Origin of the sequence: Leptothermofonsia sp. ETS-13, from assembly GCF_049200465.1 — a bacterium.
In the GTDB taxonomy this organism is placed as follows: Bacteria; Cyanobacteriota; Cyanobacteriia; order Leptolyngbyales; family Leptolyngbyaceae; genus Leptothermofonsia.
The window spans coordinates 13,243-25,729 of sequence record NZ_CP120836.1; the positions used below are offsets into that span (position 1 = coordinate 13,243).

At 50.1% G+C, this 12,487-nt stretch carries 10 protein-coding genes and 1 pseudogene; 6 read left to right on the plus strand and 5 right to left on the minus strand.

Annotated elements, in window-relative coordinates:
• Positions 1-59: 59 nt before the first annotated feature.
• Positions 60-1,697, minus strand: coding sequence for an acetolactate synthase large subunit (locus P4D80_RS00085; RefSeq protein WP_421659602.1), 1,638 nt, complete (start codon positions 1,695-1,697; stop codon positions 60-62).
• A gap of 221 nt (positions 1,698-1,918) precedes the next feature.
• A complete protein-coding gene (locus tag P4D80_RS00090; protein WP_421656833.1) occupies positions 1,919-3,283 on the minus strand; it encodes an NAD-dependent succinate-semialdehyde dehydrogenase in 1,365 nt (454 codons plus the stop codon).
• Between the two features lie 265 nt (positions 3,284-3,548).
• On the opposite strand from P4D80_RS00090, the gene P4D80_RS00095 reads away from it, so the two are divergent.
• The gene (locus tag P4D80_RS00095; protein ID WP_421656834.1) at positions 3,549-4,019 is read left to right on the plus strand and encodes a MarR family winged helix-turn-helix transcriptional regulator; all 471 of its coding nucleotides are present in this window, start codon (positions 3,549-3,551) and stop codon (positions 4,017-4,019) included.
• Between the two features lie 135 nt (positions 4,020-4,154).
• On the opposite strand, the gene gatA is transcribed toward P4D80_RS00095, so the two are convergent.
• On the minus strand, positions 4,155-5,651 hold the full coding sequence (gene gatA, locus P4D80_RS00100; RefSeq protein WP_421656835.1) for an Asp-tRNA(Asn)/Glu-tRNA(Gln) amidotransferase subunit GatA: 1,497 nt from the start codon (positions 5,649-5,651) through the stop codon (positions 4,155-4,157).
• A 209-nt stretch (positions 5,652-5,860) separates the two neighbouring features.
• Here gatA and P4D80_RS00105 point away from each other — a divergent pair, with 209 nt between their 5' ends.
• Positions 5,861-6,256 carry a PPC domain-containing protein gene (locus P4D80_RS00105; protein ID WP_421656836.1) on the plus strand — a complete coding sequence of 132 codons (396 nt, stop codon included), beginning with the start codon at positions 5,861-5,863 and terminating at the stop codon, positions 6,254-6,256.
• A gap of 297 nt (positions 6,257-6,553) precedes the next feature.
• On the opposite strand, the gene P4D80_RS00110 is transcribed toward P4D80_RS00105, so the two are convergent.
• A complete protein-coding gene (locus P4D80_RS00110) occupies positions 6,554-6,910 on the minus strand; it encodes an arsenosugar biosynthesis-associated peroxidase-like protein (protein ID WP_421656837.1) in 357 nt (118 codons plus the stop codon).
• A gap of 52 nt (positions 6,911-6,962) precedes the next feature.
• Between P4D80_RS00110 and P4D80_RS00115 the strand changes: the two genes are divergently transcribed.
• From P4D80_RS00115 to P4D80_RS00125, 3 genes and pseudogenes are all read left to right on the plus strand, one after another.
• Positions 6,963-7,100, plus strand: coding sequence for a hypothetical protein (locus tag P4D80_RS00115; RefSeq protein WP_421656838.1), 138 nt, complete (start codon positions 6,963-6,965; stop codon positions 7,098-7,100).
• A 65-nt stretch (positions 7,101-7,165) separates the two neighbouring features.
• On the plus strand, positions 7,166-7,612 hold the full coding sequence (locus P4D80_RS00120) for a hypothetical protein (protein ID WP_421656839.1): 447 nt from the start codon (positions 7,166-7,168) through the stop codon (positions 7,610-7,612).
• Positions 7,613-7,810: 198 nt separating this feature from the next.
• A pseudogene (locus P4D80_RS00125) lies at positions 7,811-8,035 on the plus strand (NfeD family protein); the annotation flags it as partial.
• 198 nt (positions 8,036-8,233) lie between these two features.
• On the opposite strand, the gene P4D80_RS00130 reads toward P4D80_RS00125, so the two are convergent.
• Positions 8,234-9,019, minus strand: a complete 786-nt coding sequence (locus P4D80_RS00130; RefSeq protein WP_421656840.1) for a peptidoglycan-binding protein — start codon at positions 9,017-9,019, stop codon at positions 8,234-8,236.
• Positions 9,020-10,281: 1,262 nt separating this feature from the next.
• On the opposite strand from P4D80_RS00130, the gene P4D80_RS00135 reads away from it, so the two are divergent.
• Positions 10,282-12,429, plus strand: coding sequence for a TolC family protein (locus tag P4D80_RS00135; protein ID WP_421656841.1), 2,148 nt, complete (start codon positions 10,282-10,284; stop codon positions 12,427-12,429).
• Positions 12,430-12,487 lie beyond the last annotated feature (58 nt).

Sequence of the window (12,487 nt, forward strand, 5' to 3'; positions counted from 1 at the left end):
ACAATCAACAACTAGTAACTAACCTTCACCCGTCTACTCATCCCCCTTCATTTAGATGGCTAGATGGCGCAGCTCAGGTCCCCAGCGCGTTGGGTAAAGCGCAGGTTTTCGCTGTAGTCTACCGGGCAGTCGATCACCGCCGGAACGTCCTGCTCCAGGGCATCTTTGAGTGTGGGGATGAGATCCAGGCAGGATTCCACTCGATAGCCTTTCAACCCCATGCTTTCTGCCAGCTTCACGAAATCTGGGTTGCCAAACTTCACAAAGGAGGAGTGCCCAAAGTGGTTTTGCTGCTTCCATTCAATTAAGCCATAGCCACCATCATTGAAGATCAGGGTGACGAAGGGGGTTCCGACTCGGAGTGCCGTTTCTAGCTCCTGACAGTTCATCATGAAACCGCCATCTCCAGTTACCGCAACGATACGCCGCTCTGGATGGATTAGTTTGGCGGCGATCGCCCCTGGAATTCCAATCCCCATGGCAGCAAAGCCATTCGAGATCAGGCAGGTGTTGGGGCGTTCACAGTGGTAATGGCGCGCCATCCACATCTTATGGGCACCCACATCGCAGATCACAATATCCTCCGGACCCATCACCTGCCGCAGATCGTAGACAATCTTTTGTGGTTTAACTGGGAAGGCATCGTCCTTGGAGTAGTAAACGTAGTCGTTGCGAATATCTGTCCGTAGTTCCAGGGCGTAAGGATCTGGTTTAGTGGTGCGATCGGCCCGATAAAGAATTTCCTTAAGCGAATCGGAAATATCCCCAACCACTTCGACAATTGGAATGTAGCTGCTATCGACCTCGGCGGGCGTCATGCCAATGTGCAGGATGGGAATGGTGCCATTCGGGTTCCATTTCTTAGGCGAGTACTCAACCAGGTCATAGCCAACGCAAATCACCAGGTCAGCCCGGTCAAATCCACAGTTGATGTAATCCCGCTGTTGCAGACCAACTGCCCACAGTGCCAGTGGATGGGTGTAGCGGATCACGCCTTTGCCCATGAACGTATTGGCAACTGGAATATTGAGCCGGGTTGCAAACTCCGTCAGCATCTCACTGGCATTGGCCCGAATCGCCCCATTACCTACCAAAATAAGTGGATTGTCGGCCTGGGAGATGATTTCCGCCGCTTTTTCAATGCTTTGGAATGAGGCAAAGGTTTTTTCCTTGTTGTCTTTGGTCAGGGGCTTGCCGGGGGCAGGCATGGCTGCGATGTTTTCCGGTAAATCAATGTGGACGGCTCCAGGCTTTTCTGACTGAGCAATCTTAAATGCCTTACGGACAATTTCGGGTGTATTGGTCGGGCGAACGATTTGGGTGTTCCACTTGGTGACAGGGGCAAACATCGCCACCAGGTCAAGGTACTGATGGGATTCAATATGCATCCGGTCGGTGCCCACCTGCCCGGTAATAGCAACCAGCGGGGCCCGATCCAGGTTGGCATCGGCAACCCCTGTCATCAGGTTGGTGGCCCCTGGCCCCAGCGTCGAAAGGCACACTCCAGCTTTCCCTGTCAGCCGACCATAAACATCGGCCATAAATGCAGCGCCCTGCTCATGGCGCGTTGTAATGAATTCGATGGAGGAATTTCTCAACGCTTCCAGGACGTGCAGATTCTCCTCACCAGGTAAGCCAAAGACGTAGCGAACCCCCTCATTCTCCAAACATCGAACAAGTAGTTCGGCTGTGTTCACATCACCCATAGCTCTTTCCTTTCACAACAGTAGTTACGTTTGACCCATCTTTTAACTTGTCCCAGTAGCCCATTGGCGATCGCGGCTCAACCTAACCCTACCCAACTGAAAATACGCAATAGTGGCGACTGCTGACAACTTAGATGGGCATTGTCGGCGGATTTTCCAGAAATGGCCTAACTAAGGTTAAGGTTTTTGGGAAAAAATCGTAACCTAAACGGTCACTTCACCCAGACGGTCTTGATATTGACGAATTCATGGATCCCTTGAATTCCCAATTCTCTGCCAAATCCTGATCGTTTGATGCCGCCAAAGGGCAGGCGTGGATCGGATTTGACCAGACCGTTAATGAAGACAGCCCCCGCCTCCAGTTCGTCAATGAATTGTTCCTGTTCTGAAGGGTCATTAGTCCAGGCGCTGGCGCCCAGTCCAAAGGGAATGTTATTGGCAATTTGAATCGCCATCTCAATATCCGCGGCACGGAACAGCATCGCCACTGGACCAAAGAACTCTTCTCTGGCGATCGCGCTATCCAGTGGAATATCAGCCAAAATTGTGGGCGGGTAAAAGTTTCCCGGCTGATCCAGGGTTTGCCCACCGATCAGGACCTTAGCGCCCTGTTCAATACTGACCTGCACCTGATGTTCCAAATCCTTGAGAATGGTTGGCGTTGCCAGGGGACCAATATCCGTATCTGGCAGCATCGGGTCACCCACTTTTAGCGCCTGGTATTTTTCAATCAGGCGTTTCTCAAACTCATTGGCGATGGATTCAGCCACAATGAATCGTTTGGCGGCAATGCAGGACTGTCCATTGTTGAGCATTCGAGCGGTAACCGCCGTTGAAACAGCGGCATCCAGATCGGCGCTGGGCATAACAATGAACGGATCACTGCCGCCCAGTTCCAGCACAACTTTCTTAATTTGCTTTCCAGCCGCTGCTGCTAGGCTTGCCCCCGCTGGCTCGCTTCCGGTCAGGGTGGCAGCTTTAATTCGATCATCGGCCATCAGGGGGGCAACCCGGTCTGCTCCAATCAGCAATGTCTGAAATACACCGGGAGGAAACCCCGCCTGAAGAAAGATTTCCTCGATCGCCAAAGCACATTGGGGCACATTGGATGCGTGCTTGAGCAAACCCCCATTCCCGGCCATCAACCCCGGTGCCGCAAACCGAAATACCTGCCAGAAGGGAAAGTTCCAGGGCATTACGGCCAGCACAATGCCCAACGGCTGATAGCGGACAAAACTATCACTGGCATCGGTTTGAGTGTGAATATCGGCGAGAAACTGCGCCGCATTTTCAGCATAAAAGCGACACACCCAGGCGCACTTCTCCACCTCTGCGATCGCCGACTTCAGCGTCTTCCCCATTTCCAGGGTCATCAGCTTGCCAAACTCTTCCTTCCTTGCCGCCAAAATATTGGCCGCTTCGTTCATCCAGCGCGATCGCTGCTCAAAGGAAGTCTTGCGATACTGCTCAAATGCTTTCTGTGCCTTCTGCAACCTGATTTCAATGTCAGAATCCGTTAACGGTTCAAACGTTTTAATGACCTCTCCGGTTGCGGGGTTCACTGTAGCGATTCCCATTCCCGTCCTCCAGTCGAGTGCAGAATTCCATTGTAGACACCCTAGGAATGGGATGCCCTCTCGCTAAAGTATTTCGTAATCGTTGAGGGATAGTTGTCTGAGATAATCTCAAATTTTTACTCATTCACTCCTTTCCCCTTGCTGGCTTCTGACTCCTGACTTCTAGCTTCTGACTTCCTCCACCACCTCTGCCGCCAAAACAGTCTGCACTAGTACTATTCGCGTAGTATCATTGTGCAAGTAATGCTCTATACAGGTAAGTCGGATGCAAGCAAAAGTTGAGTCAAAAAAACATTTAACAGCTTCTCAGAAGGCTGCCAGAGAGCCATTTCTTCCTCTCATTCGGGAACTTGCCAGAGCCTATCAGGCGTTTTGTTCGTTTGATGAGGAAAATATTCGGAATCTGGGATTGACGGGCCCTCAGTTTGATGTCATCGCCACGTTAGGCAATACGTCGGGAATGATGATGGGCCAGCTTGCCGAAAAGACACTGGTGACGAAGGGGACACTGACGGGAATCATTGATCGCCTGGAACAGAAAGGACTGGTGCGGCGGGAAGTGCCCCCTGATAATCGTCGCTGTTTCAAAATTGTACTGACGACCGAAGGTGAAAAAGTCTTCGAAGAAGTGTTCCCTACCCATATCAATCGTCTGAAAGAGCGCTTCGACCAGTTGAGTGAAGAGGAGATGGAACAAATCACCGCCGCCTTAAAGCGGGTACGGGAGTTGTTTTGAGGAGGAGGAAAGACGTGAGGAGTAGGGACAGGGGGCGGAGGAGTAATGGAGTGATGGAGTGGAAGAGTGGATGAGTTTGAAGTTCTAAGCTTTGAGTTCTGAGTTCCGTTCCCTTACCCCTCTCTCCTCACTTAACTACTTCAGTTTGGGCGATTTCGGTTTGGGCGATTTCAGTTTGGGCGATTTCAGTTTGGGCGATCGCCTGTGCCAGTCAGTTGCCTGCTCATAGGCGTAGCCGACTTGAAACACCTGGTCTTCCCGTAGAACATTGCCGATGATTTGAAGACCGACAGGCATTCCGCTGGAGTCAAAACCGCAGGGGAGGCTCATACCAGGAAGACCGGCAAGGTTGACTGGAATTGTCATCAGGTCAACCAGATACATGCTAAGTGGATCAGCCGACTTATCACCAGCCTTAAAAGCAGTAGTGGGTGCCGTGGGGCAGACCAACACATCGACTTTTTCAAAGGCTTTTTCAAAATCTTGCTTGATCAGCGTCCGCACTTTTTGGGCTTTCAAATAATAGGCATCGTAGTAGCCTGCTGATAGCGCATAGGTGCCAATCATGATTCGGCGTTTGACCTCTGGCCCAAATCCCCGGGCGCGGGTGCGAGTGTACATGTCGATCAGGTTTTCGGCATCTTCGATTCGCATCCCGTACTTAACACCATCGTAACGGGCAAGGTTTGCCGAAGCTTCTGATGGGGCGATGATGTAGTAGGCTGCAATGCCATAGCGGAAGCGGGGACAGGAGATTTCTTGAATTTCGGCTCCTAAATCTTTGAGTTGGGCGATCGCCCCCCTCACCGCCTTTTCCACCTCTGGGTCAAGCCCTTCGCCAAAGGTTTCCTGAATCACTCCCACCTTTTTTCCCTTTAAATCGGGAACGAGATAGCGGGTGTAGTCAGGAATTTCCACATTTAAACTGGTGGAATCTTTGGGATCATGTCCGGCGATTTCGCCCAGCAGAATGGCTGCATCCTCCACCGTTCGCGCGAAGGGACCAATCTGGTCAAGGGACGACGCAAATGCAACCAATCCATAGCGTGAAACTAGCCCATAGGTTGGTTTCATACCCACAATTCCACAAAAAGAAGCAGGCTGCCGGATAGAGCCTCCGGTATCCGAACCAAGTGAAACCACACATTCTCCACCAGCAACCGCTGCCGCTGAACCCCCCGATGAGCCTCCCGGTACCCGCTTCAGATCCCAGGGATTGGCTGTTTGCTGGATAGCCGAGGTTTCCGTCGAACCCCCCATTGCAAACTCATCCAGATTTGTCTTACCTACCATCACGGTTCCGGCCTCTGCCAGTTTCGTTGTCACTGTGGATTCGTAGGGTGGAATGAAATTTTCCAAAATGTGAGATGCACAGGTGGTGCGAATTCCCTGGGTACAGAGATTGTCCTTAATTGCAACGGGAATCCCTGCCAGTAGCCCAATCTCTTCGCCTGCCGCAATTCTGGCATCCACCTGTTTCGCTTGCTCTAGCGCCCGTTCAGCGGTAACGGTGATAAAACTGTGCAGCTTTGGCTCTAGCTTCTGAATGGTATCCAGGGCTTCCTGAGCAATTTCAACGGCACAGCGTTCTTTCTGAATGAGCTGTTGGTGCAACTCGCGGATGGATGCCATGCAATAACCTCTTTCTGACTCAATCTCCAAGACTCCAGTATACGGTCGCTCGCCAACCCCAAGCCATTAAGGAGAATTCTTTGCTAATCTACTACTGCCAGGTTTATCTCTGGTGAATGTTGTTTTCAGAGAATCTTAAGTTCATGGCTCATTCTTTTGCTGCAAGGTTTTACTCCATTCTCGTCCTCCTCAGCTTCTTTGCAGCAAGCATGAACCCTCTTAAAGCGATTGCCCAGGATCCGATTTACAAACCCATTCCTCTGAAACCAGGCACTACAATCACTGATCGCCTAACTGAAAAAGACATCCCCACCGGGCAGGGCGGCTTTGCTCGCGACTATGTATTGCAGTTGAAAGAAGGCAGCCAACTGGCGATCGATCTTACGTCAGATAATTTTGATGCGATTGTCTCTCTTATCGCAGGAGATGGCTCTACCGTTGCTGAAAACGACGACGGTCCCGATGGCAGCACCAATGCCCTCCTGTTTACCCGGATCACCAAAACAGGAACCTACTACATTCGGGTACGAGCATTCGGTGAAGTGGCAGGTGGAAACTACAAACTGAAAGTCACTCTACTGAAACCAGTAGCAGGGGAAAAGTGAGAGAGGAATCATGCCTCCGTGCCTTCCCTGGTAGAGCAAAAGGAAAGTTTTGTTGGGATTGCAGGGGTGGAACCTCTGCTCAGGGATGAAGTCCCCAACCCCATTTTGCAAAATTTAATATTTACAACACCAGTAGTTTGCCAAGCAGATTTTGAAGGGTTTGCAATTCTTCAAAACCTCCTAAATTGGTTTTTCCGAGTTTAGACAACCATGCAAAGTTACTTGGGTGAACCACTAAGTTCTAATAAGGCGTCTTATTCTGCTTCTGGCTCCTGACTCTTGGCTTTCCCCTTCCTCCTACATCGCCAATTTCTTAACGTGATCCAGCATCTGAAGTCCATGAATGAGAGATGCTCCGCCTCGAATGGCTGTTGCGACATGAACGGCTTCGGTCATTTGCTCCAAGTCGGCTCCCTGTTGGAGGCATTCTTTGCTATAGGCATCAATGCAGTAAGGGCACTGGATGGTATGGGAAATGGCCAATGCAATGAGAGCTTTTTCGCGGCTGGAAAGGGCGCCTTCGGTAAATACCGAATGGTAGTAAGCAAAGAATTTTTCTGCTAGTTCGGGGTTCCCTTCGCTGATGTGTCCAAAGTGGGGCAGATGTTCGGGTTTGTAATAGGGTTCCATGGATTTCTCCTGTAGTTGAGGCATGCTCCTACCTCGTATTTTTCCAAAATCGCAGAAGTATTAGGATTATGGAACAATGAGTGAGCTTAATCCTATGACTCCAGAACAAATCCAGGAGATTGTTCGGCTCCGTAGCCAAAATTTGGCGCCAAAACAAATCGCTCGCCAGTTGGGACTGCGATCGGCAGAAGTGACTGCTGTGATCAAGTCTTAGGCATCTCAGGAAACTCTGGCACAGTTAGAGGCAGGGGAACTTGCTCCCCTCGAACGCTGCCTGATTTGGCACAGTTAGAGGCAGGGGAACTTGCTCCCCTCGAACGCTGCCTGATTAATGAAAATGCAGCCAGGTATTTCTTCGATCGCCCCAAAACCGGATGGTTGGGGAAAAAGAAAGACTCTGTTCTGGAGGATGGGGTAGGAGGACTGGCAGAAATTTTTGTGACCCGGATGGATCGCAATAACTACATGGTTTGCACTTCTCTGGTGGATTACTGGTGTCTGGGGGTGAAGGATGCCTTTGGACCGCGCAAATGCGATCGCTTCAAGTATGAATCCTTAGTTGAACTTTCCTATGACAGTTTTGAGCAAGGCTACCGGGAAATTTCGTTAGAACAGGCTCAGGCTATCATCTTTGGAGCGGTAGATTATGCTGCCAGCCTGGGTCTAAAGCCCCATCGTGATTTTGAGCAAACCAAGCTTCATCTGGGGAACCCACGGAGAAACTAATCGAGCTTGAGTTTGGCAAGAATGGCAAACCTTTTTATATCAGTGGTCCCCGTGATGATGTGGACCGAATTATTGCCACTCTCAGGGAACACGTCGGCGATGGCAATTTTCACTACTTGCTGAATGTGGGACCGGATTTTGGCTGGTAGCTTGTGTTGCAAACACTAAACTCATGAAAGCCCAAGCTATCGGGAACAGGAAGCGATCGTGACTGCAAAAATCATTCCCCACAAGCGTGGACGTGTCAGTTTCCAGGGTTCGTGGTGGTTTGCTCGATGTGACCAGGAAATCACTTTACTTCCAGGTGAAAAGGTTTACGTCATCGAGCGTGAAAATCTTACTTTAATAGTTGTAATAGTTGTGCCAGCTATCTGGAGCAGTTCCCGGTTCCTCAAAAAATGGGCTAGTAGCCCGTCAGGATAGATTTGAGTTATCCCTCAAATCTATAAAACCCAATTCTCAGGTGTTCTGAGGGTTTTCAACCCATCAAAACAGTTTTGGCAGACCACTTAGTATCGCGTATTAGTATCACGTAAGCCCTGCCTCAAGTCGCATGAAGTAGGATGGGTTGCACATTTTGCCCACCCTACTCCTTGGGCATTTGTTTTTCAGGAAGTCGTCTTAGTAGTAACAACTTCCACAGCGGCCATAATAGTAATAGGCTGTAGGTCTGTAGCAGCCGCCATGGTAATAAGTGGGGCTGTAACAGCCACCGCCATAGCAACCGCTATAGCTGACCGGGTAGTAGTCTTCGTAGTAATCGTCGTAGCCACCGCAATTGCCGTAGTAGCCGCAGTCATAGTAGCCACCATTGTAGCTAACAGGGTAGTACCCCTCGTAGGTGTAATCAGAAGCGACCCAGCCACCATCATAAAGAGGAGTCCAGGTGTAACCGTCGTTGTAGACAACCGTCTCATAATCCTGGTACAGGTAAGCACCATCGGGAGCACCGCCGATGATGTAATACCCTAACCCAGGACCACTACGAATGTTTAGACCACAGCCGCTGCAAGTAGAAACATAGCCAATCGGACGGTATTTTTCATCCAGACCCAGTGCTTTGGCTGTTTCCTGTCCGACAATACCATCGATCATCTTCAAATCCTGGCGGATTTGGAAATCGGTTACAGCGGCTTCGGTTTTGGCATCATACTCACCTGTGGCTTCTATCCCAAGGGCTTCCTGAATGGCCTGAACCTCAGCACCGGAGTTGCCAGGACCGATAGGGGCGGTTGCAGCCATTGCCTGATCGGGGGCTCCTGTTAAAACGGATGCAGCAACAGCAGTTCCTGCTATGCCCATCAGAACAGTGGGCGAAACTGACAGATTTTCGAATGCCATCACTTCAGGATCAGGTGTGGGATCCTCGTAGTGAACAGCAACGTGAATAAAGGCTAATGTCTCCATGATTCCCTCACTTGTTTTTTTTAACCTGCACAGGCTAATAGCAAAGTTGTCTAATAACCAAAACCTTCAAGATGCCAAGATAGCGATCTAGAATCCTGGTAATAGACAAATAGAAACTTTGCCTGCAATCTGCAATCTAAATTGACAGTGATGCGAAATAAACAACATCACTGTTAGAAATGCCACCTTTATAGACGGCGAATTGCAGTGAAATTCGAGGTTACTCGCGGTGCTAGCAAACTCCCCCAAAACTCCACGATGAGCCTGGATACGCAAGTACTATATTGTTCTCACAAACTATCACACTGAGAGAATTTTGAGAAGCCTGAGAAGCTATTTTTTTAGTCATTGATGTCTGGGATTTTTATTTTATGATGTTTAAGGCTTGTTTCGATCGCATTTCCCCTTAATCAACAAAGAAAACTTCCATTCCTGCTTCTTTAAACACTGGCATGATATACCGGATTGTGAAAGGCTTTCCCACCAGGGAAAGCCTTTCACGACTCCTCCTTTTCAGGAATAATTCAGGAGCGCTATAGATAGGGGCGGTGCGATCGCTGATGCACACTGCGTATCCTCTATTTTTTTCCTTAGATTTCTGTTCATTTTCTTGAATTTATAACTTTTGACTGTTGTAAGTATGTAAGTAATCAGATATCAAGATTGGAACCTATTCAATGGCTCTATTAGAAATGAACCAATGAAATATAGCAATCCTATTTGGAGTGTGAGAAGAAGTTCCTGCGGAACTCCTTCTCACAAAGTCTCTCAATCTCACAAATGATTTAAGACTGCTATATATACTGATTTACTGATTGGGTTTTCAATTTTTTTAGCCATGGTGCGATCTCACCTGAAATCACCCATTCAGGTGAACCAGATAGATGAATTGAATCCTGATAGCTGTCGGTAAAATCTTGCAGAGGCATGGGCGATCAATAAAAGTTAGTCAAACTCATCCAACCAGAGGTGACTCGAATACAGAACTTTTTGGGCACCGTAGTCGTTATCCATTTACTACGATATTTTTCTAACTTATTTGGGCTCTCCAGGATGCAAAAGTAAGCAAACTGCAATAGTAGCCGTCTGTTTATCGTCTGTCTGCTGCAAGTGGGATGCGCTTATTTAGTATACAAACTAAATAGATTAAAACCTGGCTTAAAAATTTTTTGCCAAGCTAGGGTAGAAACCAGTATCCTTCATAAGGTCATTAGATATATTGCTAAAAGCAAGCCTCTGGATTGTCCAAAAGCGAAACGGTTATGCGATTTTCCTTTCGGTTACTTCTCGTTGGTGTGGGAGTGTTTGTAGCCTTCGGCAATATGACCTTGGGTCTCGCCGAACCAGCGCCCAACAAATCCCAGAATCCAGATAAAGTCAATCAAACCCAGAAAACATCCATGCCTAAGCGCTGGTTGCGATCCGTTCCCAATGCAAGCAGCAAGCTAGGGCAGAATGTCTCACTTAACATCGGCGAATTTGATTTTATAAACAATTCCACAAATTCCACAGATTCCACTGAGAACCGCAAAGTAGGTCAGAGAATAGTATCTGCGGCCAGCTACACTTTAATCCCAGCAAAACGAAGGGCGCCCCAAACAGCTCCAACCTTTCCCCAATTGGCTAAAGTAGCTCAAAATACTTCGCCAGCAGGAGTAAAAACCCCAGACAAGCAAAGAACTGGGAACGGTAAGCCCACTTCCAGTTCTGCTCCACCGATTAAAAAGGCTCAAACGAATGCGGCTCCATTGCTTCAGCCCAGCCAACCGTCAACTCCGGGTTTACCCTCCATTGCTGAGCCAGTGATAGAACCTGTCGCAAGACCCATTGGTCCTGCCAAAGCAGGTGCTGCACCGGAATATCTCAATCCTGAACCCAATCCCCTCGCCTTTCCAACCAGGGGAGAAGATGTTAGATTGCGAGGAATTCAGCCCATTACCCTGCAGCAGGCGTTGGAACTGGCGGAGCGCAACAACCTCGGCTACCAAACCGCCAAGCTTCAGCTTGAGCGCAGCCAAGCCGGTTTGCGCCAGGCCCAGGCAGCTCTGTATCCAACCATTGACCTTCAAGCCAATGTTGCCCGGTCTCTGTCGGCCGATATACGGCTCAGGAATAGGGCAGCGGAAGAATTGGGTATTCCATCTTCGGATGGTGCGATCAGTCGGGGGTTTACTGGTGCAGCAACACTCAGTTACGACATTTTTACTTCTGGGGCACGTTCGGCTCGAATTCGAGCGGCGGCTCAACAGGTTCGTTCTGATCAATTGCAGGTTGAGATCGAGCGGGAGCAACTGCGCCTGGATGTGACCAACGCCTACTACGATTTGCAGCAGGCAGATGCGAATGTTAGTATCGGCAGGGCGGCTGTACGAAACTCTCAGATCAGTTTGCGCGATGCCCAGGCACTGGAAAGGGCTGGAATTGGTACCCGGTTTGATGTGCTGCGGGCTCAGGTGCAATTGGCCAATTCGCAACAGCAGCTCACGAATGCCATTTCTCAGCAACAGGTTAACCGCCGTCAACTGGCTCAAATTCTCAATATTTCACCAGCCATTGACCTGGCAGCAGCAGACCCGGTGGATGCGGCAGGGGAGTGGAACCTGTCCCTGGAGGATAGTATTGTGCTGGCTTTTAGAAACCGGGCTGAACTGGAGCAGCAGCTTGCCCAGCGAGAACTGGCGGAACAGCGAAAGCGGGAGGCATTGTCTGCCCTGGGACCGACGTTGAATGTCTCTGCCCAGTATCAAATTACGGATCCCTTTGGCGATACGTTGGGTCCGGCAACAGGGTATGCAGTCCAGGCTGGAATTCGCTGGCGACTGTTTGATGGGGGGGCGGCTAGAGCCAGTGCAAATCAGCAGGAGGCGAATATTGCGATCGCAGAAACCAATTTTGCCAACGCCCGTAACCAGGTGCGCTTCCAGGTAGAGCAGGCTTACTCTAACCTGCTAGCCAATCGCTCCAACATCACCACGGCAAGGGCCGCAGTAGACCAGGCCACGGAAGCGCTCAGGCTGGCACGGCTGCGATTTCAGGCAGGGGTAGGTACCCAGACTGATGTGATCAATGCGGAAACTGACCTAACAAATGCCCAGGGCAACCTGGTCAGCGCTATCCTGGGATACAACCGATCGCTGGCTTCCCTTCAGCGAGCAGTGACCAACTTACCCATTCCTACCGGCTCCCGAACCCCCTCTCCCGTCCCGGCCCCAGCTTCACCCACCCTGAGTCCAGGTACAATTGCGCCTCAGCCGGGTACTGTCACTCCCAATGGCACCAGCCCCTCTCCCATCGGTGTGCCGAATGGTACAGGTCCGGCCTCTGACAGCCCACCACCCGCTGAGGGTTCAGGGACTTCTCCGGGTCAACCAACTGCCCCTTCAAACGGTACACCCAGTCCCACTCCCTGACCTCCTTCCGTCAACCCTCCACTTTACGTACCCGACTCTTTTTGGCTCATCAGGACAC